21 protein-coding genes and 2 riboswitches are annotated in these 26,273 nt (G+C 67.9%); of the genes, 6 read left to right on the forward strand and 15 right to left on the reverse strand.

Features of this window, described 5'->3' with window-relative positions:
• Positions 1 to 38: 38 nt before the first annotated feature.
• The 4 genes from ACSQ3D_RS08065 to ACSQ3D_RS08080 all read left to right on the forward strand — a co-directional run bounded on the left by ACSQ3D_RS08065 (position 39) and on the right by ACSQ3D_RS08080 (position 5,314).
• Positions 39 to 2,999 (forward strand): EAL domain-containing protein, encoded by a 2,961-nt coding sequence (locus ACSQ3D_RS08065; RefSeq protein ID WP_436126511.1) that lies wholly within the window; start codon positions 39 to 41, stop codon positions 2,997 to 2,999.
• A 251-nt stretch (positions 3,000 to 3,250) separates the two neighbouring features.
• Complete coding sequence (locus ACSQ3D_RS08070) at positions 3,251 to 3,775, forward strand: hypothetical protein (RefSeq protein WP_436126512.1); 525 nt, start codon at positions 3,251 to 3,253, stop codon at positions 3,773 to 3,775.
• 137 nt (positions 3,776 to 3,912) lie between these two features.
• Complete coding sequence (locus ACSQ3D_RS08075; RefSeq protein WP_436126513.1) at positions 3,913 to 4,695, forward strand: 2OG-Fe dioxygenase family protein; 783 nt, start codon at positions 3,913 to 3,915, stop codon at positions 4,693 to 4,695.
• A 181-nt stretch (positions 4,696 to 4,876) separates the two neighbouring features.
• Positions 4,877 to 5,314 (forward strand): universal stress protein, encoded by a 438-nt coding sequence (locus ACSQ3D_RS08080; protein ID WP_056412499.1) that lies wholly within the window; start codon positions 4,877 to 4,879, stop codon positions 5,312 to 5,314.
• A 259-nt stretch (positions 5,315 to 5,573) separates the two neighbouring features.
• On the opposite strand, the gene ACSQ3D_RS08085 is transcribed toward ACSQ3D_RS08080, so the two are convergent.
• The 4 genes from ACSQ3D_RS08085 to ACSQ3D_RS08100 form a co-directional block, all read right to left on the reverse strand.
• Entirely contained in the window at positions 5,574 to 6,569 is a 996-nt protein-coding gene (locus ACSQ3D_RS08085; protein WP_056412496.1) for a tripartite tricarboxylate transporter substrate binding protein, read from the reverse strand.
• A gap of 196 nt (positions 6,570 to 6,765) precedes the next feature.
• Positions 6,766 to 7,950: a beta-ketothiolase BktB gene (bktB, locus tag ACSQ3D_RS08090; RefSeq protein WP_436126514.1), complete on the reverse strand. Its 1,185-nt coding sequence runs from the start codon at positions 7,948 to 7,950 to the stop codon at positions 6,766 to 6,768.
• A gap of 91 nt (positions 7,951 to 8,041) precedes the next feature.
• Positions 8,042 to 8,806: an SDR family NAD(P)-dependent oxidoreductase gene (locus ACSQ3D_RS08095; RefSeq protein WP_436126515.1), complete on the reverse strand. Its 765-nt coding sequence runs from the start codon at positions 8,804 to 8,806 to the stop codon at positions 8,042 to 8,044.
• A 49-nt stretch (positions 8,807 to 8,855) separates the two neighbouring features.
• Positions 8,856 to 9,371: a MarR family winged helix-turn-helix transcriptional regulator gene (locus ACSQ3D_RS08100; protein ID WP_436126516.1), complete on the reverse strand. Its 516-nt coding sequence runs from the start codon at positions 9,369 to 9,371 to the stop codon at positions 8,856 to 8,858.
• 76 nt (positions 9,372 to 9,447) lie between these two features.
• Between ACSQ3D_RS08100 and ACSQ3D_RS08105 the strand changes: the two genes are divergently transcribed.
• The gene (locus tag ACSQ3D_RS08105; protein ID WP_436126517.1) at positions 9,448 to 10,332 is read left to right on the forward strand and encodes an EamA family transporter; all 885 of its coding nucleotides are present in this window, start codon (positions 9,448 to 9,450) and stop codon (positions 10,330 to 10,332) included.
• Positions 10,333 to 10,434: 102 nt separating this feature from the next.
• On the opposite strand, the gene ACSQ3D_RS08110 is transcribed toward ACSQ3D_RS08105, so the two are convergent.
• On the reverse strand, positions 10,435 to 11,070 hold the full coding sequence (locus tag ACSQ3D_RS08110; protein ID WP_436126730.1) for an RluA family pseudouridine synthase: 636 nt from the start codon (positions 11,068 to 11,070) through the stop codon (positions 10,435 to 10,437).
• Positions 11,071 to 11,158: 88 nt separating this feature from the next.
• On the reverse strand, positions 11,159 to 13,372 hold the full coding sequence (locus ACSQ3D_RS08115) for an ATP-binding protein (RefSeq protein ID WP_436126518.1): 2,214 nt from the start codon (positions 13,370 to 13,372) through the stop codon (positions 11,159 to 11,161).
• 417 nt (positions 13,373 to 13,789) lie between these two features.
• On the opposite strand from ACSQ3D_RS08115, the gene ACSQ3D_RS08120 reads away from it, so the two are divergent.
• Positions 13,790 to 14,464: an NAD(P)H-dependent oxidoreductase gene (locus ACSQ3D_RS08120; protein WP_436126519.1), complete on the forward strand. Its 675-nt coding sequence runs from the start codon at positions 13,790 to 13,792 to the stop codon at positions 14,462 to 14,464.
• Between the two features lie 68 nt (positions 14,465 to 14,532).
• Here the strand turns inward: ACSQ3D_RS08120 and ACSQ3D_RS08125 are convergent, their stop codons facing one another.
• The 9 genes from ACSQ3D_RS08125 to ACSQ3D_RS08165 all read right to left on the reverse strand — a co-directional run bounded on the left by ACSQ3D_RS08125 (position 14,533) and on the right by ACSQ3D_RS08165 (position 26,167).
• A complete protein-coding gene (locus ACSQ3D_RS08125; RefSeq protein ID WP_436126520.1) occupies positions 14,533 to 15,927 on the reverse strand; it encodes an MFS transporter in 1,395 nt (464 codons plus the stop codon).
• Complete coding sequence (locus ACSQ3D_RS08130; protein WP_436126521.1) at positions 15,917 to 17,194, reverse strand: acyltransferase family protein; 1,278 nt, start codon at positions 17,192 to 17,194, stop codon at positions 15,917 to 15,919. Before ACSQ3D_RS08130 ends, ACSQ3D_RS08125 begins: the two co-directional genes overlap by 11 nt.
• A gap of 49 nt (positions 17,195 to 17,243) precedes the next feature.
• Entirely contained in the window at positions 17,244 to 18,305 is a 1,062-nt protein-coding gene (locus ACSQ3D_RS08135; protein WP_396505961.1) for a MerR family transcriptional regulator, read from the reverse strand.
• A gap of 11 nt (positions 18,306 to 18,316) precedes the next feature.
• The gene (locus ACSQ3D_RS08140) at positions 18,317 to 18,721 is read right to left on the reverse strand and encodes an FKBP-type peptidyl-prolyl cis-trans isomerase (protein WP_056168522.1); all 405 of its coding nucleotides are present in this window, start codon (positions 18,719 to 18,721) and stop codon (positions 18,317 to 18,319) included.
• A gap of 702 nt (positions 18,722 to 19,423) precedes the next feature.
• On the reverse strand, positions 19,424 to 22,333 hold the full coding sequence (gene gcvP / locus ACSQ3D_RS08145) for an aminomethyl-transferring glycine dehydrogenase (protein WP_436126522.1): 2,910 nt from the start codon (positions 22,331 to 22,333) through the stop codon (positions 19,424 to 19,426).
• A gap of 74 nt (positions 22,334 to 22,407) precedes the next feature.
• A complete protein-coding gene (gene gcvH, locus ACSQ3D_RS08150; RefSeq protein ID WP_056168529.1) occupies positions 22,408 to 22,782 on the reverse strand; it encodes a glycine cleavage system protein GcvH in 375 nt (124 codons plus the stop codon).
• Between the two features lie 106 nt (positions 22,783 to 22,888).
• Positions 22,889 to 24,031, reverse strand: a complete 1,143-nt coding sequence (gcvT, locus tag ACSQ3D_RS08155; RefSeq protein ID WP_436126523.1) for a glycine cleavage system aminomethyltransferase GcvT — start codon at positions 24,029 to 24,031, stop codon at positions 22,889 to 22,891.
• Between the two features lie 55 nt (positions 24,032 to 24,086).
• Positions 24,087 to 24,217: riboswitch (glycine riboswitch) on the reverse strand.
• Positions 24,218 to 24,230: 13 nt separating this feature from the next.
• Positions 24,231 to 24,321: riboswitch (glycine riboswitch) on the reverse strand.
• 41 nt (positions 24,322 to 24,362) lie between these two features.
• Positions 24,363 to 25,658 carry a TRAP transporter large permease gene (locus tag ACSQ3D_RS08160; RefSeq protein WP_436126524.1) on the reverse strand — a complete coding sequence of 432 codons (1,296 nt, stop codon included), beginning with the start codon at positions 25,656 to 25,658 and terminating at the stop codon, positions 24,363 to 24,365.
• Positions 25,655 to 26,167 carry a TRAP transporter small permease gene (locus ACSQ3D_RS08165; protein ID WP_056168538.1) on the reverse strand — a complete coding sequence of 171 codons (513 nt, stop codon included), beginning with the start codon at positions 26,165 to 26,167 and terminating at the stop codon, positions 25,655 to 25,657. The genes ACSQ3D_RS08160 and ACSQ3D_RS08165 overlap by 4 nt, the downstream gene beginning before the upstream one ends.
• Positions 26,168 to 26,273: the final 106 nt, after the last annotated feature.

Consider the following 26,273-nt stretch of genomic DNA (forward strand, 5'->3'; position numbering starts at 1 on the left):
TTTCGGTAACATGTGGCTTTCTCTTAGGGGATCAGCTGTTGAATTCACGCGCATCCCTGTTCAGAGCCCGGTACGCTGTGTGGCTGCGCTGGATGGTGCTGGCGCCATTGCTGTATGCATGCATCGGCACCAGTGCGCATGCTGCGCCCCGCGAGTTGCGCGTGGGGGTGTACTCCAACGAGCCCAAGCTGTTTGTCGACGCGCAGGGCAGGGCGTCGGGCATTTTTGTCGACCTGCTGCAGCTGGTGGCCGAGCGCGAGCACTGGACGCTGCGCTATGTGCCGTGCGAATGGCAGGACTGCCTGGATGCCCTGGCCGCGGGTCAGCTCGACCTGATGCCCGATGTGGCCCGCACCCGCGAGCGCGAGCGGCTGTACGACTTCCATTCCCTGCCGGTGCTGCACAGCTGGTCGCAGGTCTACCGCGCACGCGGCAGCACCATCCAGTCGATGTTCGACCTGGCGGGCAAGCGTGTGGCGGTGCTCAAGGGCTCGGTGCAGCGCGCCACCTTTCTGAGCATGATGGACAGCTTCGGCATCGCCGTGCTGTTGATCGACGCGTCGACGCTGGTCGAAGCCTTCGAGTTCGTGCAGCGCGGCGATGCGGACGCGGTGATCTCCAACCACCTGTTCGGCAACCTGCAGGCGGGGCAGTTCGGCCTGGTCGATGCGGGCATCGTGTTCCAGCCCTCGTCGCTGTATTTCGCCACCGGCCCGGGCCGCAATGCCGATGTGCTGGCGGCCATCGACCAGTCGGTGCAGCGCTGGCGCTCCGGCGCGGAGCCGCGCTACACGCAGGTGATGGGCCGTTGGGCCGGGCCTGAAGCAGGGGCGCAGATGTCGGCGGCCATGGGCTGGGCCATGGTGGCGCTGGCGGTGTTCGCGCTGCTGGCGGCGGTGTCGGCGGTGGCGCTGCGGCGCAAGGTGGACGAGCGCACGCGCAAGCTGCAGGCCAGCGAGCAGAAGCTGGCCACCATCCTGGACAGCGTGGGCGCCTTCATCTACATCAAGGGACAGGACTTCCGCTACGAATACGCCAACCACCACATCCTTGGCCTGTTCGGCCGGCAGGCGCAGGACGTGGTGGGGCTCGATGATTCCGCCTTCTTCGACCAGGCCACCACCGCGCAGCTGCAGGCCAACGACCGGCGCGTGCTGCAGCAGGGCGAGCTGCTGGAGGTGGAGGAGGTCAACACGCACCTGGCCACGGGCGAGACCCGCGCGTACCTGTCCGTCAAGATCCCGCTGCGCCTGCCCGATGGCAGCATCCATGCGCTGTGCGGCATCTCCACCGACATCACCGAGCGGCGCAAGGCCGAAGAGTCGCTGCGCATCGCCGCCACGGTGTTCGAGTCGTTCGAAGGCATGGTGGTGACCGGGCCGGACCAGCGCATCCTGACGGCCAACCAGTCGTATGCGCGGCTGACGGGCTACTCGGTGCAGGAGCTCGTGGGCGAGACGCCGCGGCTGCTGCAATCGGGCCGCCACGACACGCATTTCTATACCGCGCTCAAGGACGCGCTCAGCGCCACCGGTGGCTGGCAGGGCGAGGTCTGGAACCGCCGCAAGAACGGCGAGGTGTACCCCGCGTGGATCACCGTCACCGCGGTGCGTTCGCCGCAGGGCGAGATCACGCACTACGTGGGCACGCAGACCGACATCTCGGCCCGCAAGGCGGCGGAGGAAGAGATCCGCCTGCTGGCGTACTACGACCCGCTGACGGGTCTGCCCAACCGGCGCCTGATGGCCGACCGCCTGCAGCATGGACTCGCGAGTGCGGCGCGCATGGGCACCGGCGGTGCGCTGCTGTTCGTGGACCTGGACAACTTCAAGGACCTGAACGACACGCAGGGCCACGAGATCGGCGACCAGCTGCTGTGCCAGGTGGCGGCCAGGCTGGGCGGCGTGCGCCAGGGCGTGACCGTGGCGCGCCTGGGCGGTGATGAGTTCGTCCTGCTGATCGAGGGGCTGAGCCCTCAGCCCGCGGAAGCCGCGGCGCAGGCCGAGGCGGTGGCGCGCACCGTGTTGCTGGCGCTGGGGCAGGGCTACCCGCTGGGCGGGCGCATGTACCACGGCTCCTGCAGCATCGGCGTGGCCTTGTATGCCGATGCGCAGGGCTCGGTGGACGAGCTGCTCAAGCGCGGGGACCTGGCCATGTACCAGGCCAAGGCGGCAGGGCGCAACACGCTGCAGTTCTTCGACCCCCGCACGCAGGCAGCCGTGTCGGCCCGCACCGCACTGGAGGCCGACCTGCGCGAGGCCCTGCGCGACGGACAGTTCCTGCTGCATTACCAGGCGCAGATCAGCCAGTTTGACGGCATGGTGGGGGCCGAGGCGCTGGTGCGCTGGCAGCACCCCGAGCGGGGCCTGGTGTCGCCGGGGGAGTTCGTCCCGGTGGCGGAGGCGTCGGGCATGATCGTGCCGCTGGGCGCGTGGATCTTGCGCACCGCGTGCGTGCAGCTGGTGCAGTGGGCGCAAAGCCCGGTGACTGCCCACTGGAGCCTGGCCGTGAACGTGAGCGCGCGCCAGTTCCGCCACCCCGACTTCGTCGACGATGTGCTGACCATGCTCGAAGAGACCGGCGCCGACCCGCAGCGCCTGAAGCTGGAGCTGACCGAGACCCTGCTGCTGGACGACGTGGAAGACACCATCCTGCGCATGACCACGCTGCGGGCTTTGGGCATCCGCTTCTCGCTCGATGACTTCGGCACGGGCTATTCCAGCCTGGCGTACCTCAAGCGGCTGCCGCTGGACCAGCTCAAGATCGACCAGGGCTTCGTGCGCGATCTGCTCACCGACGCCAACGACGCCAGCATTGCGCGCGCCATCGTCACCCTGGCGCAGACCATGGAACTGGGCGTGATCGCCGAGGGCGTGGAGACCGCCGAGCAGCGCGACATGCTGGCCAGCCTGGGCTGCCACGTGTGGCAGGGCTACCTGTTCGGACGGCCGGGCCCGGCCAGCGCGCTGCTCGCCGTGCCCGAGATCGTGTTGGCCTGAGAACATCGTCGTCGCCTTCTTCGCTGTCTTCGCTGTCTTAGCGGTGGTGGCCTCGGGCACGGCCGGCATGGCGCGGGATGCGGGGTCTGCAGGCCTGGGCATCTTGCGGCTGGTCGGCCCGTCTGTCGCCATTGGATGACATCGCTGCGCGGCGCGATGCAGTAGGGTCAAGGGCGCTTGATGGTCCAGCCCATGGGTGGCCCTGGTGCACGGTTGGCGTGCGTGGCGCGTTGAACAACAAGGAGCACCCGATGACAAACACCACAACCCCCACGATGACCTCCGGTCTTCGCCTTTTCTTTTCTGGCGCCGCCGCTGCGCTGCTGATGGCTGTGGCGGGCGGTGCGCAGGCACAGGGCTACGTCAACGCCACCGTCGGCGGCGAACTGGCACCGGGTGTGTATGGCCGCATCAACATCGGCAACGCGGCACCGCCACCCGTGCTGTACGCCGAGCCCGTGATCATCCACCGCCCTGCGGTCGTGGTGCCCCGCGCGCCCATCTACATGTACGTGCCGCCCGGCCATGCCAAGAACTGGGGCAAGCACTGCGGCCGCTACAACGCCTGCAACCAGCCGGTCTACTTTGTGCAGGAGCCCCCACCGCGCCGGGGTCCTCCCCACCATCGCGGCCCGCACGGGCGCGATGACCGCCGCTGGGACGACGACCACCGCCATGGCGGCAAGCACGACCGGGACCGTGGACGTGATCGCCACGGCGACGACGACCGGGGACGCGGCCACGGCAAGGGGCACGGGCACGGCCACCGCGATTGAGGGGTGAGCTGGCGGCCTGAAGCGCCCAGCGCCCTTTCCAGCCTCCCGCGCCTTCCTGAGCCTATAGGCCTGGAAGGCGCTGCCATTTGCGCCAGCGCAGACGCTGCGAAGGTGGCAGCGGTTAAGCTCGGGCCTCTATGGCCCAAGTCACTTTCTCACCCCCGTTCACCACCCCTTCGGACGTTGCCAATCATCTGAGCCAGCGCGGCTATGCCGTGCTGTCCCCGGCCGATGTGGCCCACTTCATCGGCGGCGACTTGCCGGCGTTGATGGCGCTCAATCGCGACTGGGACAGCCTGCCGCCCGATGAATTTCTGAAAGACGGCGGACGCTACCGCCGCCGTCGCCACGCGTGCTTCGTGGTGCAGGGCGGGCAGGTGCAGCAGGTGCCGCACCGCGCCCACTGGCAGCCGGTGGAATACAACGCGCTGCACGGCGGCATGGAGCGCTGGTTCGCGCCCATGGAGCCCGCCACCGTGGCCCAGCCCGCATGGCATCAGTTGCTGGCGGCTCTGGCCAACGTCTCCGACGCCGTGTTTGCAACCAACGCCAATGCGCCGCAGCCCTGGTTCGTGGAGGCGCACCAGTTCCGCATCGACACCACCGACGGCATCGGCCGCCCCACGCCCGAAGGCGCGCACCGCGACGGCGTGGACCTGGTGGCCGTGTTCCTGGTGGGGCGCGCGGGCATCAAGGGCGGCGAGACGCGGGTGTTTGAAGCCCATGGCCCGAGCGGCCAGCGCTTCACCCTGACCGAGCCATGGTCGCTGCTGCTGCTGGACGACGCGCGCATGATCCATGAGTCCACCCCCATCCAGCCGGTGGACGCTGCGGGCCACCGCGACACGCTCGTGGTCACCTGCCGGCGCGGCAACTTCCAGGGTGCGGACGTGGTGGGGACGGTGCCGGCGGGCGGCTGACCCGGCCAGGCCTGCGGGATGCTGGCCGGCGCAGCGTCAAACCCTGCGGGCTCGCGGGAATGACTGCGCCGCATTTGATGCGAATCAAGATGCAAGGTATGGTGGACGTTCACACTGGCGTCAGACGGGCCCGCCACAAGCCGGCCCATCCCCCTTTCCATCCACTCCAAGGAGAAGCACCATGTTCAAGCACATTCTGGTTCCTGTAGACGGCTCGGAGACCTCCGCACTGGCGGTGTCCAAGGCCGCCGCCCTGGCCAAGACCTTCGGCAGCGCAGTGACGGCGGTGTATGTGGTCGACCCCTATCCCTTCACCGGCGTGGGCGCTGATTTCGCCTACGGCCAGGCGCAGTACATCAACGCCGCCACCGCAGAGGCCAACACGGCGCTCGAAGCCGCCCGCAAGGCCATGGCCGAAGCGGGCGTGCAGGTGACCACCGTGGTCGGCGAAGGCCATGCCGTTCACGACGGCATCCTGCGTGCGCTGGAGAGCACCGGCGCCGACCTCATCGTGATGGGCTCCCACGGCCGTCGCGGCCTGGAAAAGCTGGTCCTGGGCAGCGTCACCCAGCGGGTGCTGGGTGTGGTGCACATCCCCGTGCTGGTCGTTCGCACCTGATCACCGCAAACAGCACCGCCCCATGACAAACGGCTCCCAAGGGAGCCGTTTTTCGTTGGAATTCTTGACAACGCCGCCCATCGCCACAGCCATGGAAACTGGCACGCCCCCAGGCCAGTGCACCCGTGGAACTGGCTTTGCCAGGCCACTGGGTGCGTCCCCCTTGGGGGGAAGGCGCGAAGCGACTCAGGGGGACTTCCTGTTCTCCAGGCCACCGGGTGCGTCCCCCTTGGGGGAAGGCGCGAAGCGACTCAGGGGGTTACTCTATTTTCGCGCCAGAAGCTTCAACGATCCCCTTCCATTGCACATACTCGGTCTTGAGCAGCGTGCCCAGCTGCGCTGGCGACATGGCTTCGGGCTCCGCGCCTTGCGCGTGGATGGCGGCCTTCATGTCGGCGGTGGCCAGCAGCTTGTTGACTTCGGCATTCACCGCGGCCACCACGTTGGCAGGCGTGCCTGCGGGTGCGAACACGCCGTACCAGGTGCTCACGTCAAAGCCCTTGAAGCCCGACTCGGCCACGGTGGGCACATCAGGCAGCGACGAGCTGCGCTTGGCCGACGTGACCGCCAGTGGGCGCAGCTTGCCGGACTTGATCTGGCCCATGGCCGAGGGCAGCGACGACACCAGCAGGTCCACGTTGCCCGCCAGCGCATCCATCAGCGCGGGGTTGGAACCCTTGTACGGGATGTGGCTGAGCTTCACGCCCGCGGCCTTCTCGAACAGATCGCCCGCCAGGTGGATGGACGTGCCGTTGCCGGGCGAGCCGTAGGTCACGGTGCCGGGCGCGGCCTTGGCGGCGGCCACCACGTCGGCCAGGCTCTTGTACTTGGAGTTCACGCTGGTGGCGATGACCACGGGCGTGTAGGCCACGTGGGCCACGGGCGTCAGGTCCTTGGTGGGGTCCCAGGGCAGGTTCTTGTACAGCCAGGGGCCGATGACCAGGTTGTCCTTCTGGCCCATCACCAGGTCGTAGCCGGTCGGGGCGGCCTTGACAGCCTCGCCGATGCCGATGGTGCCGCCGGCGCCGGCCTTGTTGTCGGCCACCACGGTCCACTTGGCGCTCTCGGTGAGCTTGGTGGCCACCAGGCGCGACAGGATGTCGGTGCCGCCGCCGGGCGGGAAGGGCACGATCAGGCGGATGGGCTTGTTGGGGTAAGCGCCGGACGCGGCCGGGGTGGCGGCCGTCTGGGCCTGGGCGGTGGCACCCATCGCCAGGGCGAGCGCGGTGAAGGAAGAAAGCAGGGTGCGAATCATGGTCAGATATGTCTCCGTCGGTTCAATGAAATGGGCGGGCGGCGTTGCCCATGTGCATGGGCCGCGCGCCGCTCTGCCGGTCTTGGTGCCAGCACCCGGGGATGATCGCTGATCCGCCGGGGGCCCTGCCTTGCCAATCCAGGGTGGCAGCATCGCCGCTGGCGATGGCTGCCGCACCGGGCGGCGAACGCATGGACTACATGCGCTCGAAAATCGCGGCGATGCCCTGGCCGCCGCCGATGCACATGGTCACCAGCGCGTAGCGGCCCTGCACGCGCTGCAGTTCGTGCAGCGCCTTCACGGTGATCAGCGCGCCGGTGGCGCCGATGGGGTGGCCGAGCGAAATGCCCGAGCCGTTCGGGTTGACCTTGGCCGGGTCCAGGCCCAGGTCTTGGGTGACGGCACAGGCCTGCGCGGCAAACGCTTCGTTGGCCTCGATCACATCGAGGTCCGCCACGGTGAGGCCGGCCTTCTTCAGCGCCGCCTGCGTGGCCGGCACCGGGCCGATGCCCATGTACTTGGGGTCCACACCCGCGTGGGCATAGGCCACCAGGCGGGCCAGAGGCTTGGCGCCGCGCGCCTTGGCGGCACCGGCTTCCATCAGCACCAGCGCGGCGGCGGCGTCGTTGATGCCCGAGGCGTTTCCGGCCGTCACCGTGCCGTTTTCCTTGGCGAACACGGGCTTGAGCTTGGCCATGTCGGCCAGCGTGGCGCCGGGGCGAAAGTGCTCATCGGTCGCGTACGACACGTCACCCTTCTTGCTCTTCAAGGTCACGGGCACGATCTGGTCCTTGAAGTAGCCGGCGGCCGTGGCGCGCTCGGCGCGGTTGTGGCTCTCCACCGCCAGCTGGTCCTGCTGCTCGCGGCCGATGCCCCACTTGGCGGCGATGTTCTCGGCCGTCACGCCCATGTGGATGTTGTGGAAGGGGTCGTGCAGCGCGCCGATCATCATGTCCACCATCTTGGTGTCGCCCATGCGGGCGCCCCAGCGCATGTTCAGGCTCGCGAACGGTGCGCGGCTCATGACCTCGGCACCGGCGCCGATGGCGACGTCGGTGTCGCCCAGCAGGATGGACTGGCTGGCGTTCACGATGGCCTGCAGGCCCGAGCCGCACAGGCGGTTGACGTTGTAGGCAGGAGTGCCCTCGCCGCAGCCGCCGTTAATGGCCGCCACGCGCGACAGGTACATGTCTTTGGGTTCGGTGTTGACCACATGGCCGAACACCACATGGCCGACGTCCTTGCCGTCCACGTTGGCGCGCGCCAGCGATTCCTTGACGACCAGGGCGCCCAGCTCGGTGGGCGGAATGTCCTTGAGGCTGCCGCCAAAGGTGCCGATGGCGGTGCGCACTGCGCTGACGACGACGACTTCACGGGTCATGGGGAGGTCCTTTCAGAGAGGTTTTGAATCAAATGGGCCGCTACCGCTTGTCCATCAAGCGCCAGCAGCTATCAAAATGGGAGCTTTCGGTTTACGCGTCCCGCACGTCCGCCACCGGGTTCGCACCGAAATCGGCGCGGTCGAGCCAGGCCAGAACGCGGGCGGCGGCGTCCGTCGGCGATGTGAGCTGCCCGCCGGTCTTGAGGTTGGCAAAGTTCTGCTGGTCCGGGAAGGCATCGGGCGCAGCGCCGCGCAGCTGCACCTGCATGTCGGTGTCGATCACGCCCGGCGCCAGCGAGCACACCTTGGCGCCGTGGGGCTTGATGGCTTCGTCCAGCGCCACGCAGCGCGTGAAATGGTCCATGCCCGCCTTGGCCGCGCAGTACGCGGCTTGCGAGGCCATGGCGCGGCGGCCCAGGCCCGAGGAGATGTTGAGCACCTTGCGCGGCACGCTCGTCCATGCATCGGTGGCGCCCAGGAAGGCGGCGGTCAGCTGCATGGGCGCCTCCAGCCCCACGCGCAGGGCAGTGGCCAGGTCGGCGGCATCGCTGCCGGACAGCGGGGCGATGCGCGGGATCATGCCGGCATTGTTGATCAGCGTGGCGCTGGCAAACGCCTGCGGGCCCTGGGCTGCCAGCCAGGCCTGCAGCTTGTGCGCGGCCTGCTCGCCCTGCGACAGGTCGAGCTGCCATTGTTCGATGGTGACGCCTGAAGCCTTGGCTTCGGTGGCCAGGTCGGTGTTGGCGCTGCGGGCGATGCAGATCAGCGTGTTGCCGCTGCGCAAAAGCTGCTGGGCCATGGCCAGGCCCATGCCGCGCGACGCGCCGGTCAGGATGTAGAGGTGGTTTTGAGGCATCCCGCCATGTTACTGCGCAGTACGCACCGCAGCGCGTGTCGGTGGCTAACTACTGCCCCGTGGGGGACTCCAGCGCCGCCAGCAGCAGCGACAGCCGGGCGTCCAGCGCGGCCAGGTCGGCGGCCTTGAGCGGCGCCAGGATGCGGTGTTCGTTGGCCACATGGGCCTCCACGGCCCGGTCGATCAGCGCGAGCCCGGCGGGGGTCAACTGCACCAGCGAGCTGCGCGCGTCGTCGGGGTTGGGCAGCCGGGTGATCCAGCCGCTGGCTTTGAGCTTGCCCATGCGGTGCGTCATCGTGCCCGACGTGACCATGAGGGTGGAGAACAGCGTGGTGGGCGCCAGGCAATACGGCGCGCCAGAGCGGCGCAGCGTGGCCAGCATGTCGAACTCCCACACGCTCAGGCCGAACTCGGCAAAGGTCTCGTCCAGCCGGCGCTCCAGCAGGGCGGTGCAGCGCTTGATGCGGCCGATCGGCCCCATGGGGCTGACGTCGAGGTCGGGGCGCTCGCGGTGCCACTGAGCCAGGATGGCGTCCACGGCGTCGGGTTGGCGTTGTGTGGCCATCGTGTCGGGCTTCAAAATATCTTGATTTCAAGATTGTATGGTAGAGTTATTTATCTTGAATTGAAGATAAATAACCATGCAAGGCACCCGCTCCACCCCCTGGCTCGATGCGCTGACCACCGCGGTGGGCCCTGTGATCTGGGGCTCCACCTACATCGTCACCACCGAGCTGCTGCCGCCAGACCGGCCCTTCACCGCCGCGCTGCTGCGCACGTTGCCCGCCGGCCTGCTGCTGGTGCTGTGGTGCCGCCGCTGGCCGGCATGGGGCGACTGGACCGGCTGGCGGCGCCTGGTGGTGCTGGCGGCGCTGAACATCGGCGTGTTCCAGGCGCTGCTGTTTGTGGCGGCGTACCGGCTGCCGGGTGGCGTGGCCGCCGTGGTGGGCGCCATCGGCCCGCTGGTGGTGATGGGACTGACCTGGGCGATGGACCACCGGCGCCCACCCGCCGTGGCCCTGGCGGCCGGTGCCCTGGGCGTGCTGGGCATGGCGGCGCTGCTGCTGTCGCCCGGCGCACGCTGGGACATGGTGGGCGTGGCCGCTGCGCTGGTGGGCACGCTGTGCATGGCGGCGGGTACCTTCTGGTCGCGCCGCTGGCGGTCCGACCTGCCGGTGCTGGCCTTCACCGGCTGGCAACTGCTGGCGGGCGGCCTCATGCTGGCGCCCGTGGCCTGGCTGGTGGACCCGCCGCTGCCCGTGCTGACCGCCGTCAACGTGGCCGGCTATGTGTACCTGAGCGTGGCGGGCGCCTTGCTGGCCTATGCGCTGTGGTTCCGCGGCATTGCGCGGCTGCCTTCGGTGGCGGTGTCGTCGCTGGGGCTACTGAGCCCGGTGACGGCGGTGCTGCTGGGCTGGGCGCTGCTGGGGCAGTCGATGCGGGGCATCTCGCTGGTGGGCATGCTGGTGGTGCTGGGCAGCATCCTGGCGGTGCAGTGGGCGATGTCGCGGCCTGCGACGGTGTAGCCTGGGGCGCGTTTGACGGCACTGCTGCACGGAGCGGTCACCGGCAGTTGCTATTGAAATAATGGCTGCCAGCGCTTGTCTAGAGAGCGGTAGGCCCTGTTTTTATTCAAATTCGGCCGGCCATTCCAGCGCCACCTCGGCCCGTGTGGCCGGGTGCAAGAGGCGCAGATGGCTCGCATGCAGCAGCAGCCGCGGGGCCTGTGCTTGCGTGGCGGCATCGGCATACAGCGCGTCGCCCAGAATGGGGTGGCCCAACGCCGCCAGGTGCACGCGCAGCTGGTGGGTGCGCCCGGTCACCGGCTCCAGCTCGACATGGGTAGTGCCCTGGGCCGCGTCGTGGCGGCGCACGCGCCAGCGCGTCAGGCTGGGCTTGCCCAGCACGGGGTCGATCACGCGCAGGGGGCGGCGCTCCCAGTCGGCCGCGATCAGCAGGTCGATGTCCTGCCAGGCATCGGTCGCCTGGCCGTCGGGCTGCATGCGGCCCTGCACCACGGCCTGGTAGCGCTTGTGCACCTGGCGCTCGGCAAAGGCGTGGCTCAGGCGCCGCTGGGCGTCGATGTGGCGCGCCATGATCACGAGGCCGGACGTCGCCTGGTCCAGCCGGTGCACGATGAGCGCGCCGGGCCAGCGCTCTTGCGCGCGGGCGCTCAGGCAGTCCTGCTTGTCCGGCCCGCGTCCGGGCACGCACAGCAGGCCGGAGGGCTTTTGCAGCACCAGCAGATCGGCGTCCTCGTACATCGCCTGCACGGCGAGCGCGGCTTGCGCAGCGGGCGGGGCGTGAAGAGCGTCCACCGCGTGCCCGGCGCCCACCGCGGGCTCAGCCGGCTCAGGCGGCGTCATCGCCTGCTGCGCTGCCGGCAATGAGCCGCTGCACGGTGGCGCAGAGTTCTTCCACGTCGTTGGGCTTGTGGATCAGGGCACGCGCGCCTTCGGCCAGGGCTTCCTGTTCGATCTCGGCCGTCACGTAGCCCGACGCCAGCGCCACCGGCAGGTCGGGTCGGATGAGCCGGGCCTCGCGCACCAGGTCCACGCCGCAGAAGCCGGGCATGTTGTAGTCGGTCACCAGCAGGTCGTAGCACTGGGGCGCGGCGCGCAGCGCGGCCGTGGCCTCGTGCGGGTCGGTGAAGCCGCTGACTTCGTAGCCCCGGCGGCGCAGCAGCCGCTGCACCAGGAACACCAGGGCCTGGTCGTCGTCCACGTACATCACATGCGGCTTGCGCGGTGGCGGTGCGCAGTCGGCCACCTCGGGCTCAGGGGGCGGTGCGGCTGGCGGGGTGTGCGGCACGGGGGGCGGGGTGGGCAGGGTGCTGGCCGGCGCCACCGGAAAGTACAGCGTGAACCGGCTGCCCTGGCCGGGCGCGCTTTGCACGTCCACGCCGCCTTCGTGCGTGCGCATCACGCCATGCACCACCGCCAGGCCCAGGCCCGTGCCCTGGCCCACAGGCTTGGTGGTGAAGAAGGGCTCGAAGATGCGCTCCAGCGTGGCCGCGTCCATGCCCGGGCCGGTGTCGCGCACGGCCAGCGCCACGTAGTCCATCGGGGCCAGGCCCAGCCGCTCGCTGAGCCGGTGGTCGGGCTGCACGGCGGCCGCTTCGACATGGATGCTGCCGCGCTCGGTGCCGATGGCGTGGACGGCGTTGGTGCACAGGTTCAGCAGCGCCTGCTCCACCTGCGTGGCGTCGCCCAGCACGGGCGGCAGGCCCTGCTGCAGGTGCATGTGCAGCTCCACCGCGGGGGGCAGCGTCACGCGCAGCAGGCGCTCGGTGTCGTGCACCACTTCGGCCAGCGAGACGGCGGTGCGCCGCGGCGGCTCGTTGCGGCTGAAGGTGAGGATCTGGCGCACCAGGTCGCGCGCGCGGCGTCCGGCCTTGTCGATCTCCAGCAGGCTCTCCAGCACCGGCGAGTGGGGCGCGCAGTCGGCCTTGGCCAGTTCCACATTGCCCAGGATGGCGCCCAGGATGTTGTTGAAGTCGTGCGCGATGCCGCCGGCCATGGTGCCCACGGCCTGCATTTTTTGCGACTCGCGCAGTTGCGCCTCCAGCTCGTTGCGGTGCGCCTCGGCCTTCTTGCGGCCGGTGAGGTCGCGCGCGAACACCGTGGTGGTCTCGCCTTCCGCGTGGCGCTCGAACGAGACGCTGACTTCCACCGCCAGCTCCTTGCCGCTGGCCGTGAGCGCGGTCATCTCGCCCAGCATGGCCTGCGTGGTGAGCTGCGCAAACGCCAGGGCCTGCGCCGCGTCGGGCAGAAAGCGGTCGAGCGTGCTGCCCAGCGCGTCGCCCGCGCTGCACTGGAACAGCGCCGCGGCCGTGGGGTTGAACACGGTGATGCGCTGGTGCTGGTCCACGCACAGGATGGCATCGAGCGCCGAATTGATGATGGCCTCCAGCCGCTTTTCGCTGGCGTAGAGCTGCTGGTTGCGCTGCTGCAGCGTGAGCGCGCTGTGCTGCAGCGCCTGGCGCTCGGCCAGCAGCGGGCCCTGGTCGATCACCGCGCACAGGAACTGCGGCAGCGGCGGCCCGCTGGCCTGCGGTGCCTCGATATGGGCGATGTGCAGGTCGCCGTTGATGCGGGTGTCGTCATTGATCGCGAACACCACCTCCTTGACGTCGCTGTGGCCCAGGTCCTTGGCCAGCGCGAAGGCCTCGCGCACCCGCCGAGCGTCCTGCTCGCGCACGAAGGGCAGCAGTGCCGTCAGCGGCCGGGCCCGCTCGGTGGGCTGGAAAGATCGGTGCGCCATGGAGTTGGCCTGCACCACCAGGTCGTGTTCGTCCACCACCATCAGGGCCAGGGGCAGGCTGGCGAACAGCGTCTCGAACCGCTCGTAGGCGCTCTCGGCCACGGTCTGGCTGTAGCGCAGCACCTTGTTCTGGCTTTCCAGCTCGGCCTGGTAGGCGCGCAGCTCCGCCACCAGGCCGTCGGCAGGCGCGCCGGGCTGCAGCGCGGGCGGGCCGGTGCGCACCACCGGTGGGCCCGGCGCACCGGCTGCCTCGGCGGGCATGCGGCGGGAGGGGTCCAGAAAAGACAGGTCGGGTTCGCTCATGGGAAAAAGGCCGCGCGGACTCCACGCAGGTGCTGTGCAGCGCAAGGGCCGTGCGCTGCCGCCGTGCAGGGCTTGCGGGGGCGCCGCAAGGCATGCGCCGAAGTGTACGCCCGCAGATTGCGCCGCGGCAGGCGCAGCGCGCAAGACCACAGCCCGCCAGGTGGGTTGGCGTGGGTCGCTGTGGGTGGGAGGCGGATGTTGGCGGGTAGGCGGGTAGGCGGGTAGGCGCGGGTCGCGGGGTGTTCGCTGGCCCCGCACCGGCCTGCTGCAAAAGCGGCGATTGTTGGCCAAACGTGAACAATCCTTTTCCCTTTGACGGCTTACCGGCGCGCGCAGGCCTGCATACATTTGATATGCCGCCGCCGTACCGCACGGCGTGCGCACCCATCACGGCCCAGATCACAGGACTATTCCAACATGACCACTGCCAACACCACCACCACCACCGCTGCCGCTGCCCAGCCGCTGCTCGACCAACTGCAATGGCGCTATGCCGCCAAGAAGCTGAACCCCGAAAAGAAGGTTCCGCAAGACAAGGTCGAGCGCATCCTGGAGGCCGCACGCCTGGCCCCCACCTCCAGCGGCCTGCAGCCGTTCGAGATCATCGTCGTGACCGACCCCGCGGTGCGCGCCAAGATCCAGCCCATCGCCTGGAACCAGGCCCAGATCACCGACGGCTCGCACCTGCTGGTGTTCGCGGCGTGGGACAACTACACGGCCGATCGCATCAACATGATGTTCGACCTGACCAACGACCAGCGCGGCTTCAAGAACGAAGGCTGGGAGAACTACCGCCAGATGCTGCTGAGCAGCTACCCCCAGCGCGATGCCGAGGTGAACTTTCAGCACGCGGCCCGCCAGGCCTACATCGGCCTGAGCGCCGCCCTGATCGCCGCCGCTTTCGAGCAAGTGGACTCCACCCCCATGGAAGGGTTCGACCCCAACGCCCTGGACGAGATCCTGGGCCTGCGGGCACGCGGCCTGCGCAGCGTGTCGATCCTGCCGCTGGGCTACCGTGCCGACGAAGGCGACTGGCTGGTGAACCTGAAGAAGGTGCGCCGCCCCCGCGAGCAGTTCGTGACCGAAGTCTGAACCTGAGGCTTCAGGCGACGCATAAAAGAATGCCGGGCACACGCCCGGCATTTTTCATGAAGCGGCGCTCAGCGGGCCACGGGTGCCGCATCCGTCACGCGGCGCATGGGCGTCAGCACCAGGGCCAGCGCAGCCAGCACCACCAGCGTGCCGCCGCTGGCAACGAACAGCTGGGTCAGCGTGACACTCTTCATCAACCAGCCGGTGACGGCGGCCGAGATAGGCGCCAGGCCCATGAAGATGAACATGAACAGACTCATCGCGCGGCCCAGCAGCATGGGCGGTACGCGCTGCTGGATCCAGGTGAACACGCTCACCTGCATGAAGCCGCCCAACAGGCCGATGGCCAGCATCAGCGCCGCCCCTTGCCACACAGCGGTGATCAGGCCCATGGGCATGAACAGCGCGCCGATGACCGCGTCGAACGCCAGGATGGTCATGCCCAGGCTGCCGATGCGCAGCCGCGGCACCATGCCCGACACCACCATGCCGAGCAGCGTACCCGCGCCGTGCGCGCCCACGATGATGCCGAACGCGGCCGCGCCCAGCCCGGGCGCGCTGCTGGCCAGCACCGGAATGGCAATGTGGATGGGCCCCATGATGAACAGGGCGATGGCGCTCCAGTAAAGAAAGCAGGTGCGCAGCTCGGTGTCGCGCCAAAAGTGCACCAGGCCCTGCGCCACCGATGCCAGCACCGCCTGCGGCGGGGCTGCGGGTGCTGCAGCCGACGGTGCACCGCCGCCGCCGAGCGTGCGCACCTGGGCCAGCGTCCAGGCCGACACCGCAAAGCTCAGCGCATCGAGCGCAAACGCCAGGCCGATGCCGGTGGCATTGGCGCGCGCTTCTCCGCTGCCGCTGGCATGCACCGCCGTGGCATCGCCGAACAGCGCGATCAGCACGCCCGCCAGCAGCGGCCCGAGAAACATCGTGAGCTGGCGCAGGCCCAGGTTCACGCCATTGGCGGCCTGCAGCTGGTGGCGGGCCACCACGTGCGGCATCATCGCGACGCCCGCGGGAATGCTGAACGCCGTGGCCAGGCCAATGCCCAGCGACAGCGCATACACCATCCACAGCGTGAGGCTGCCAGCGAGCACCAGGGCGGCCAGCACGGCCAGCAGCACCAGGTTGATGTACTTGGTGATCATCAGCACCTGCTTGGGCGAATGGCGGTCCACCAGCGCGCCGCCGATCAAAATGAACAGCGCGCGCGGCACGCTGATGAGAGCCAGCACGGTGCCCAGCACCAGCGTGTCGCCGGTCATCTGCAGCACCAACCAGGGCAGGGCGATGAGCGTGAACTGGTCGCCCAGCATCGACAGGAAAGCGCCGCCGGTCAGCCAGCGGAAGTTGCGGTCCTTGAGCAGCGCGGCGCGCTGGTCGGGGCCTGCAGGGCTTGCGGGTGCGGGCTGGGCGTGCTCGGCACGCGGCGGCGGGTTGTCGCGGGTGGGGGTATCAGTGGGCATGGGCAGGTTCTCCGGGGTAGGGGCGGGAATGGCGGTGGCCGTTGAGCAACTGGCCCACCGCGGTAAAACGAACGAACAGGTGGTAGCTGGCCAGGCACAGAGCCGTGGTCGCCAACACGTTGAGAAAAATCTTGGCAATCGCAGGGATGGGCACGCCATACAGCAGCGCGCCAAAGCCCACCGTCAGCGGCAGGTGCACCAGGTACACCCAGTACGCGCTGTCTGCCAGGTAGGCCAGCCAGGCCCGGGGCCGCGCCACATGCCGCAGAAACAGGCCGATGAGCGCAAAGCTCCACAGCCACGACGCCGCGTTGTAGGCCAGCGCCATCCAGAACTGCAGATGCCGGATGGCCGACACCGGCGCGGCCAGCACGTCGGTGAAGCCACCGGTCAGCAGCACCAGCGCAAAGGCCGATGCTTCGGGCTGGGCCAATATCTCTGACAGGAACCCGGTCACCACAAAGCACGCCAGCCCTGCAGCGGCGAACACCGGCCAATGCCTTTCGTAGCGCGCCATCAGCAGGCGCCGCTGGCTGTACAGGCACAGGCCGAACGCGTAGAACAAGCCGTTGTGCACCCATTCCGCCAGCGGCGGCAAAAACGACCCGCTCGGCGTGACGATGCCGTGGTCGTACTGCGCGCCGATCCACCCCAGCGGCAGCGTAAGCAGCACGCCACCCAGCGGCGTGGCGCACAGCCATGCCGACGCAGCCTGCAACTTGCGCTGCACCGACGATGGCAGCGCCCGGGCTGCTGCCCACACCGGCGGGGTGAGCATGCTCAGCCACAGCAGCATCCACAGAAACCACAGATGCATGGTGGGCGGGCCGTGCGGCACGTTGGGGCCGCGCGGCAGCAGGCTGCGGTCCATGCCCCAGGTGCCGTGCGCCATGCGGTGCAGGAACATCAGCCCGAGCAGCGCCGTCGCCATGAACAGCGGCGGCCAGAACACCACGAACGGCAGGCCCAGGCGGCGCACGCGGTGGCGGGCCATGCCGGCCAGGCCCCGCTGCTGCACCAGCAGCGCCACGAAGAAGCCCGCCAGGATGAAGAACAGCGGCATGCGAAACGCATGGATCACCGCCACCAGCAGGTCGGCCACCGGCGTGGACAGGTCGTCGTGCCACGGCAGGGGCGACGGTGCTGCCATGTACGCAATGGAGGCGTGCAGCACGATGCCCAGCCACATCATGGTGGCGCGCAGGTGGTCCAGCGCGTGCAGGCGCCCGGAGGCCGCGGCGGGATAGGGGGAGGGGTCAGCAGTCATGTGTCGGTCCATCAAGAGACCGACTGTCAAGCCTCACGTTGCGTGAGGGTCAAGCGATTTTTGCTGCTTTTTTGCGTTGGGGTGGCGAGGTTGCCACTGCGTGCGAAGCCCGTGCGTGCGCCAGGGCGGCGTGCAGGTAGGCGCGCACGGGCGCGCTCAGCGGCGAGCCCGCCTGGAGCAACGGCTCCTGCATCGACGCGGTGAGCAGCTTCTGGCGCAGTGCCGCGTCGTTGCGTGTGAGTTGGCCGAACAGCGCATCCCAGCGCTGCGCAGCGGCCGCGGCGTCAGCGTGCTGCGGGGCCACGCCGCGCGCCAGCAGTTGCTGCACCCAGTCTTCCAGCGCCGCCCACTGCGTGTGGGATACATGACCCAGCGCGCGCAGGTCGTCGCGGGTCAGGTACTTGTCCAGCAGGTTCATGCGCAGCTTGATGGCCACTTCGACGTACTCGATCATCTCGCCCGGCGGCGCATGGTTGCGGCCATGGGTCGTGGGCTCGGTGCGGAACATGTGGCCCCAGCGCTCCAGCAGGTCCATGTCGCCGCCCATCCAGTGCAGCATCAGCGCCATCCAGCGGTATGCCAGCGCCTGCACCTCGGGGTCTTCGGGTGGCAACTGGCGGTCCATGGCACTCTGCACCAGCTCCTTCACCACCAGCCAATCGGACTCGATCAGGCTCCATTTAGTGAAGATCTGCTTGAGCTCGGCCGAGCTGAAGTACTTGCCGTAGGTGGTCATCAGCGCCAGCGCTTCGAGCCAGTTGCCCATGTCGGGCTCGGCCCCCGCCATGAGCCCGTCGCGCAGCATGGTCAAGCGCCCCCGCAGTTCGGTGGCCTGCGATATCTGCTGGTCCAGCGCGCGGATCTGCTGGCCGATGATGCGTTCGGGCGCCATCGTGTCGCCCACCAGCAGGTCGCCGATGTCGCTGAGCGCCAAGCCCATCTGCCGCATCGTCTGGATGCCGTGCAGCCGCTGCACGTCGGCCTGGCTGTACAGCCGATAGCCCGCGTCCGACCGGCCCGAAGGCTTGAGCAGCCCGATCTCGTCGTAATGGTGCAGCGTGCGCACCGTGAGGCCGGTGCGCCGCGCGAGATCACCGACCTTCAGCAGCATGGGTCTTCTTCTTACTTGCGCACCGAGATCAGTTCGATCTCGAAGTTGAGCGTGCTGTTGGGCGGAATCACGCCACCTGCGCCCGCAGCGCCGTACGCAATGGCAGGTGGGCAGGTCAGCTTGGCCTTGCCGCCGGGCTTCATGCGCTGCACACCTTCGGTCCAGCAGGGGATCACGCGGTTGAGCGGAAACTCGGTGGGCTCGCCGCGCTTGTAGGAACTGTCGAACTCCTTGCCGTCGAGGAATGTGCCCTTGTAGTGCACCTTCACGGTGTCGGTGGACTTGGGCGAATCGCCTGAGCCTTCCTTCAAGGATTCAAACACCAGGCCGCTGGCGGTGGTGACGGGCTGGGCGGTTTGTGCCTGAGCAACTGGGGCAAAGGCAAGAGAGGCGAGCAGTGCGAGAAGAACACGCATGAAGAAAACTCCAGGAAAAAACAAAGGCCTGATGTTAGGGCCTTTCGCTTTTAGCGCATTGCATATTGCCGCAGTGTGTTTGACCCGTTGGTGAGTCTCACGGCGTCATGGCGACCCAAGACATGCGGTTGCTTGAGGTAGCAGAGGACCCAGTGATGCTGTTGGTATTTTTTCCGTCTGAATCGCTGATGGGGTTGGCGGAATTCCAGTCAGATTGAGCTCAGCGGACTCAATGCGCCACTCCGACTTGCGCAATGTGAAGTAGAGGATCTTTCTTGCGTAGAACTCAGTGGATTCATCTCCTGGATTTGCGGGAGCCGTGCGACAGTTGAACCGTACCTCCATTTGAGTGCGATGGCGTTTTTTCGGACCCGACGAAACCTGCCGTGTCTCGCAAGTGGCGCGGACCCGACGTTGACCTTCGGCGATCGGAATATTCAATTCGAAATCGGAGTCGTGAAGGACGCTCTTGCAGGGCGCTACCAACGCGTGATAGCTGTCAGCCGCATCTGCAATTGAAGTGATCGAGAGGGCAAGAAGCACAGTCAATGCGGTGAACGCGCAACGGAGCTTTTGGCCGTCCCGACAGACCGTTCGGATAGGCAAAACAGACGGTTGTGACTTACTCATTGTGTGAAGATGGTCTGCAGAATGAGAGTCCTTGTGATAGCCCAGGCTTGGGTGCGGTGCGCGATATTTGGCTTACGCCAGGTCACCTACCGGCACACAACTGCAGAACAGATTCCGATCCCCATACACATTGTCCACGCGTCCCACAGGCGACCAGTACTTACCTTGGCGCAGGGCCGCCACCGGGTAAGCCGCGGCCTCACGCGTGTACGGGCGGGCCCACTCGCCGGTCAGAAGATTCTCCGCCGTGTGCGGCGCGTTCTTCAGCGGGTTGTTGTCCTGCGGCAGTTTGCCCGCCTCGATCTGGCGGATCTCTTCGCGGATGGCGATCATCGCGTCGATGAAGCGGTCGATCTCGAACAGCGTCTCGCTCTCCGTGGGCTCCACCATCAGCGTGTTGGGCACGGGAAAGCTCAGCGTGGGCGCATGAAAGCCGTAGTCGATCAGGCGCTTGGCGACGTCCTCGGCCATCACGCCGCTGGTCTCCTTCAGGCCGCGCAGGTCCAGGATGCACTCGTGCGCCACGTGGCCGTTGGCGCTGGCGTACAGCGTGGGGTAGTGGTCCTTCAGGCGCGCGCTGATGTAGTTGGCCGACAGGATGGCTGTCTCGGTCGCGGCCTGCAGGCCTTCGGCGCCCATCATGCGGATGTACATCCAGCTGATGGGCAGCACGGCGGCGTTGCCCAGGGGGGCAGCGCTGACCGGGCCCACCTTGCCGTCGGCGGGGGCCAGCGGCTGGTCGCCCTGGCCCGGCAGGCCGGGCAGGTAGGGCACGAGGTCTTCGACCACGCACACCGGGCCGACGCCCGGGCCGCCACCGCCGTGGGGGATGCAGAAGGTCTTGTGCAGGTTCAGGTGGCTCACGTCGCCGCCGAACTCGCCGGGGGCGGCCACGCCCACCAGGGCGTTCATGTTGGCGCCGTCCACGTACACGCGGCCGCCGTGGCTGTGCACCAGCGCGCACAGCTCTTTGACCTGGGTCTCGAACACGCCGTGCGTGCTGGGGTAGGTGATCATCACGCAGGCAATGCTTCCGCTGTGCTGCTCGCACTTGGCCTTGAGGTCGGCCAGGTCCACGTTGCCGGCGGCGTCGCACGCCGTGACCACTACCTGCATGCCCACCATCTGCGCGCTGGCGGGGTTGGTGCCATGTGCGCTGCTGGGGATGAGGCAGATGTTGCGGTGGCCTTCGCCCTGCGCCCGGTGGTAGGCCTGGATGGCCAGCAGGCCCGCGTATTCGCCCTGGCTGCCGGCGTTGGGCTGCAGGCTGATGCCGGCGTAGCCCGTGGCCTGGCACAGCCAGGCGCGCAGCTGCTCGTCCAGCTCGCGGTAGCCGGCCTGCTGGTCGGCGGGCGCGTAGGGGTGCATGTGCGCGAACTCGGGCCAGGTGATGGGGATCATCTCGCTGGTGGCGTTGAGCTTCATGGTGCAGCTGCCCAGCGGGATCATGCTGCGGTCCAGCGCCAGGTCCTTGTCGGACAGCTGGCGGATGTAGCGCAGCATGCCGGTTTCGGAATGGTGGGTGTTGAACACCGGGTGCGTGAGGTAGCGGCTGGTGCGGCGCAGCGCGGCGGGGATCAGCGGCTCCACGCCGTTCTCGAACGCGTCGAAGGTGGGCAGGGCCTGGCCGTCCTGGGCGAAGACCTTCCACAGCAGCTCGACGTCGGCGCGCGTGGTGGTCTCGTCCAGCGAGATGCACAGGTACTCTTCGAAGTAGATTCGCAGGTTGGCGCCCATCTGGATTGCGCGAGCAGCTATCGATTTGGTAGCGTCGCCGGTATGCAGGCTCAGCGTGTCGAAGGTGGCTTGCGGGCGCACCGGCGCGCCCAGCTGCACCAGGCCCTGGGCCAGGATGGCGGTGTAGCTGGCCACGCGCTGGGCGATGCGTTGCAGGCCCTCGGGGCCGTGGTACACGGCGTACATGCTGGCGATGACGGCCGGCAGCACCTGCGCCGTGCAGATGTTGGACGTGGCTTTCTCGCGGCGGATGTGCTGCTCGCGCGTTTGCAGGGCCAGGCGGTAGGCCGGTTTGCCGTGCACGTCCACACTCACTCCCACCAGGCGGCCGGGCAGGCTGCGCTTGAACTCGTCGCGGCAGGCCATGTAGGCAGCGTGCGGGCCGCCCGCGCCCATGGGCATGCCAAAGCGCTGCGTGGTGCCCACCACGATGTCGGCGCCGTATTCGCCGGGCGGCGTGATGAGCGTCAGCGCCAGCAGGTCGGCGGCCACGATGAAGGCGGCCTGCTTGGCGTGGGCTTTTTCCACATCGGCGCGCAGGTCTTCGATGCGGCCGCTGGTGGCGGGGTACTGGGCCAGCACGGCGAAGTAGTCGCCGGCCAGCAGGTCGTTCCATTCCTCGGCCGAGTTGGCCAGGCGCACTTCCAGGCCCAGGGGCTTGGCGCGGGTCTGGATGACTTCGATGGTCTGCGGGTGCGCGTCGCCCGCCACCACGAAGACATTGCTCTTGGATTTGACCGAGCGCCTGGCCAGGGTCATGGCCTCGGCGGCGGCGGTGGCTTCGTCCAGCATGGATGCGTTGGCAATCGGCATGCCGGTCAGGTCGCACACCATGGTCTGGAAGTTGACCAAGGCCTCCATACGGCCTTGCGAGATCTCGGCCTGGTAGGGCGTGTAGGCGGTGTACCAGGCGGGGTTTTCCAGGATGTTGCGCAGGATGACGCCCGGCGTGTGCGTGCCGTAGTAGCCCTGGCCGATGAAGCTGCGCAGGACCTTGTTCTTGCCCGCAATCGCCTTGAGCTCGGCCAGCGCTGCCGCTTCGGTGACGGGCAGGGGCAGGTCCATGGGCGTGGTGCGCGCAATGGAGCGCGGCACGATGCTTTCGATGAGGGCGCTGCGCGAGGCCTCGCCGATCACCGACAGCATGTGGGTTTCATCCGCAGCGTCGATGCCGATGTGGCGGGGCAGGAATTCGGTGGCGTTCTCGAGCGCGGCGAGGGAGGGCAGGGGGGCTTGGGAGGTCATCGGCGGCGGCGGCAAGGGCGGGGACACATGGCCCGGCAGGTGGCTGCCAGGCCGCGAAGGGAGGGGCGGTCCGATCAGGCGTTCTTGGCGAACTCGGCGTAGGCCGGCTCGTCCATGAGCGCGTCGAACTGCGTCATGTCGGTCACGTGGACCTTGAAGAACCAGCCGGCGCCCATCGGGTCGCTGTTGGCCAGGGACGGGTCGGCGCGCAGCGCCTCGTTCACTTCGACGATCTCGCCGGTAACGGGCATGTACACGTCGGCTGCGGCCTTGACGGACTCGACCACGCCGGCCACTTCACCCTGGGTGAAGGTGGTGCCGACGGCGGGCAGGTCCACGAACACCACGTCGCCCAGCGCGTCCTGCGCATGCAGCGTGATGCCGACGGTGGCGGCTTCGTGGTCGGAGATGTCGATCCACTCGTGGTCCTTGGAATACTTGACAGTCATGGGGGCTCCAGAAAAAAGGGTTGTCTAAAAAAGTGCCGATGCCAGCTGCCACTGTAGCCGGGCTGGGGCGCAGGCGATGCAATGCGCGGCAAACGAATGCGGGGGTTCAGCCGCGGTAGTAGCGCGCGGGGGTGAACGGCATGGCACGCACCTCCATCGGCACGGCCTTGCCGCGCACGATGGCGTTCACGCGCGTGCCGATGGCGGCGAATTCAGGGACGACGTAGCCCATGGCCACTGGCTCGTTCACCGTGGGGCCGAGCAGGCCGCTCGTGACTTCGCCGATCTTCTGGCCGTCGGTACTCTGCAGTTCGGTGTGCTCGCGCACGGGCACGCGCTCCAGCGCCACGAGGCCGACGCGCTTGCGTTGCAGGGTGGCGGGGTTGTCGATCTGCGCGAGGACCTTGTCCGCGCCTGGAAAGCCGCCCGCCCGTGCGCCGCCGGTGCGGCGCACCTTCTGGATGGCCCAGTTCAGGGCCGCTTCGGGCGGTGTGGTGGTGGTGTCGATGTCGTTGCCGTACAGGCACAGGCCCGCTTCCAGGCGCAGCGAGTTGCGCGCGCCCAGGCCGATGGGTTTGACTTCGGGCTGGGCCAGCAGCGCCCGCGCCAGGGTGTCGGCCTGGACTGCGGGCACCGAGATTTCAAAGCCGTCTTCGCCGGTGTAGCCGCTGCGGGTGACGAAGCAGTCGCAGCCCGCAATGTCGAACGCGCCGCCGGTCATGAACACCAGCTGGTCCACACCCGGCGCCAGGCGGGCAAGGGCGGTGACCGCCTGCGGGCCTTGCAGCGCCAGCAGCGCATGGTCGGGCATGGGCACCACCTGGCAGCGCTGGCCGATGCGGGCCTCTATGTGGGCGATGTCGCCCACCTTGCAGGCGCCGTTGACGATGACGAACAGGGTGGGCTCGCCTTCGACCGTGCCCTGGTTGAAGAACATCAGGTCGTCGATGACCGTGCCCTCATCGGTCAGCAGCAGGCCGTAGCGCTGCTTGCCCACGGGCAGGTCGATCACATCGACCGGCATCAGGGTTTCGAAGGCGGCCGCAGCGTCCGGGCCGACGAGCTTGAGCTGGCCCATGTGGGAGACATCGAACAGCCCCGCTGCGGTGCGGGTGTGCAGGTGCTCGGCCATGAGGCCGGCCGGGTACTGCACGGGCATGGAATAGCCGGCGAACGGCACCATGCGGGCGCCCAGCTCGATGTGCAGTGCGTTCAGGGGCGTGGTGAGCAGGGGAGCGGTGGCGGACATGGCGGGCTTCTCAGGACAAGGCAAATGAAAGCCGCAGCCTGTACCAGGCCACGGTATTTGCCCTGCTGTCCGCTTTACCTGAGAGATTCACCGCAGCGCCCTGGCTGGCCGTGCGGCTTGCTCCTTCGGTGGATGGGTGCCGCGCGCGGTGTGACCGGCGGTCCATCTCTCTCCAGCAAGGAAACGCCCGCATCACTGCGGGCGGTTGCCAGTCCTTTTGCCTGAGCGTTCGGGTTGTCCCTGCGCCTTCGGCGGCCCCCGCGAAGGGGGCTCTCTCCTGACGGGCGCCAGTATATCCGCTGGCGCCTGGCACCCCCGCTGGAAAGCCCCGCTACTTGATGAAACCCCACACCTTCGGCAGCCAGGTGGACAGTTGCGGGATGAAGGTCAGCATCACCAGCACCACGCCATGCGCCCACAGGAAGGGCACCAGCTCGCGCACCAGTTGCGACATCGGCACGCGGGAGACATTGCAGGTGACGAAGAGTAGCCCTCCCACCGGCGGCGTGATCATCCCGAGCGTGAGGTTGTAGATCACGATCATCGCGAAGTGCACCGGGTCCACGCCCAGCTTCACGGCCACGGGCGCGAGGATGGGCGCAAGCACCATCACCCCCGGCAGCGGCTCAATGAAGATGCCGAACAGCAGCAGAAAGATGTTCACGATGATGAGGAACATCCAGGGCGACAGGTTCATGCTGATGAGCCACTCGGCCATCTGCTGCGGAATGCCCTCGATGGTCAAAATCCACGCGAACGCGGCCGACAGCCCGATGATGATCAGCACCGACGCCGACAGCAGGGCCGAGCGCGCCAGGATGTCGGGCAGGGCCTTCCACTGCAGCGTGCGGTAGACGAACTTGCCGCACACCAGCGCGTAGAACACGGCCACCACCGAGGCCTCGGTGGGTGTGAACCAGCCTGCACGCATGCCGCCCAGGATCACCACGGGCAGCAAGATGGCGGGCAGCGCCTTCCAGGTGGTGGTCAGGATTTCGGCCATGGGCGGCATCTTGCCGTCGCCCTTGTAGTTGCGCTTCTTCGACACATGGAAGTTCACGATGCACATGGCCACCGCGATCAGCAGGCCCGGCAGCAGGCCGGCCACGAACAGCGCACCCACCGACACCGTTTCATCCTGCAGCGCATAGATGATCATGATGATGGACGGCGGAATGATGGGCCCCACGATGGCAGTGGACGCGGTGAGCGCCGCTGCATACGAACGGTCGTAGCCCGCCTTGTCCATCATGCGGATCAGCATCGAGCCCGGGCCGGCCGCATCGGCCAGTGCCGAGCCCGAGATGCCCGAGAAGAACGTCAGCGACACCACGTTGGTGTAGCCCAGCCCGCCGCGCTTGTGGCCCACAAACTGGCCGGCGAAGCGCAGCAGCACCTCGGTCAGCGAGCCGCCGCTCATGAGCTCGGCCGCCAGAATGAAGAACGGCACGGCCATCAGCGGAAAGCTGTCGATGCCGGTGAAGGTCTCCTTGAGCAGCACCATCAGCGGGTAGCTCTCGGCCAGGATCAGCGTGGCCGCGGTGGCCAGGCCCAGGGCAAACGCCACCGGCACGCCGATGGCCAGGAACAGGCAGGCCGAAACGATGAGGATGATGGACGCGCTCATAGTGAGGCACTCGCATTCGCATCGAAGTGCTCATCGGCCGCGAAGGTGCGGTCGAGCACATAGCCACGCACGACGAACGCAAAGTGCACGATGAGCAACACCCCGCCGATCAGCATGGCGCTGTAGATGTAGGCGAAGGGCACCTGCGTCACGGCCGTCATCTGGAACATGGTGCGCTGCATGTACAGCCAGCCGTACCAGACCATGAAGCCGAAGAAGGCGAACAGCAGCGCGGCCACCACCGCCCGGATGGCAATGCCGCCTGCGCGGGGCAGGGCGTCCTGCAGGTTCTCCACCGCAATGTGGCCGCCGTAGCGCAGCACCGGCCCGGCGCCCAGAAAGGTCAGCCAGATCATCATGTGGCGCGAGACCTCTTCAGCCCACTCCAGCGAGTTGTGGGTCACGTAGCGCATCACCACGTTGGTGAAGATGATGATCGACATGGCCGCCAGCAGCAGGATCAGCGCCCAGCGGTTGGCGGCAAGGAAATAGCGTTCGAAGGCTTTCACGGTGTTGTTCTCGGTTCTGGCTGAAAGCGAAAAAAAACCGTTCGGGCTGAGCTTGTCGAAGCCTTGCGCGGCGCTTCGACAGGCTCAGCGTGAACGGTTGGAGTTT

This window comes from Acidovorax sp. LjRoot117, from assembly GCF_964252695.1.
In the GTDB taxonomy this organism is placed as follows: Bacteria; Pseudomonadota; Gammaproteobacteria; order Burkholderiales; family Burkholderiaceae_C; genus Acidovorax.

Coding starts and splice junctions, on each gene's coding strand:
- ACSQ3D_RS08075 (WP_436126513.1), top strand. CDS start 3,913: ATGGCCCAAGTCACTTTCTCACCCCCGTTCACCACCCCTTCGGACGTT.
- gcvT (WP_436126523.1), bottom strand. CDS start 24,031: ATGTCCGCCACCGCTCCCCTGCTCACCACGCCCCTGAACGCACTGCAC.
- gcvH (WP_056168529.1), bottom strand. CDS start 22,782: ATGACTGTCAAGTATTCCAAGGACCACGAGTGGATCGACATCTCCGAC.
- ACSQ3D_RS08130 (WP_436126521.1), bottom strand. CDS start 17,194: ATGACTGCTGACCCCTCCCCCTATCCCGCCGCGGCCTCCGGGCGCCTG.
- gcvP (WP_436126522.1), bottom strand. CDS start 22,333: ATGACCTCCCAAGCCCCCCTGCCCTCCCTCGCCGCGCTCGAGAACGCC.
- ACSQ3D_RS08095 (WP_436126515.1), bottom strand. CDS start 8,806: ATGCCTCAAAACCACCTCTACATCCTGACCGGCGCGTCGCGCGGCATG.
- ACSQ3D_RS08105 (WP_436126517.1), top strand. CDS start 9,448: ATGCAAGGCACCCGCTCCACCCCCTGGCTCGATGCGCTGACCACCGCG.
- bktB (WP_436126514.1), bottom strand. CDS start 7,950: ATGACCCGTGAAGTCGTCGTCGTCAGCGCAGTGCGCACCGCCATCGGC.
- ACSQ3D_RS08070 (WP_436126512.1), top strand. CDS start 3,251: ATGACAAACACCACAACCCCCACGATGACCTCCGGTCTTCGCCTTTTC.
- ACSQ3D_RS08120 (WP_436126519.1), top strand. CDS start 13,790: ATGACCACTGCCAACACCACCACCACCACCGCTGCCGCTGCCCAGCCG.
- ACSQ3D_RS08125 (WP_436126520.1), bottom strand. CDS start 15,927: ATGCCCACTGATACCCCCACCCGCGACAACCCGCCGCCGCGTGCCGAG.
- ACSQ3D_RS08080 (WP_056412499.1), top strand. CDS start 4,877: ATGTTCAAGCACATTCTGGTTCCTGTAGACGGCTCGGAGACCTCCGCA.
- ACSQ3D_RS08115 (WP_436126518.1), bottom strand. CDS start 13,372: ATGAGCGAACCCGACCTGTCTTTTCTGGACCCCTCCCGCCGCATGCCC.
- ACSQ3D_RS08135 (WP_396505961.1), bottom strand. CDS start 18,305: ATGCTGCTGAAGGTCGGTGATCTCGCGCGGCGCACCGGCCTCACGGTG.
- ACSQ3D_RS08140 (WP_056168522.1), bottom strand. CDS start 18,721: ATGCGTGTTCTTCTCGCACTGCTCGCCTCTCTTGCCTTTGCCCCAGTT.
- ACSQ3D_RS08160 (WP_436126524.1), bottom strand. CDS start 25,658: ATGAGCGCGTCCATCATCCTCATCGTTTCGGCCTGCCTGTTCCTGGCC.
- ACSQ3D_RS08110 (WP_436126730.1), bottom strand. CDS start 11,070: ATGTACGAGGACGCCGATCTGCTGGTGCTGCAAAAGCCCTCCGGCCTG.
- ACSQ3D_RS08100 (WP_436126516.1), bottom strand. CDS start 9,371: ATGGCCACACAACGCCAACCCGACGCCGTGGACGCCATCCTGGCTCAG.
- ACSQ3D_RS08085 (WP_056412496.1), bottom strand. CDS start 6,569: ATGATTCGCACCCTGCTTTCTTCCTTCACCGCGCTCGCCCTGGCGATG.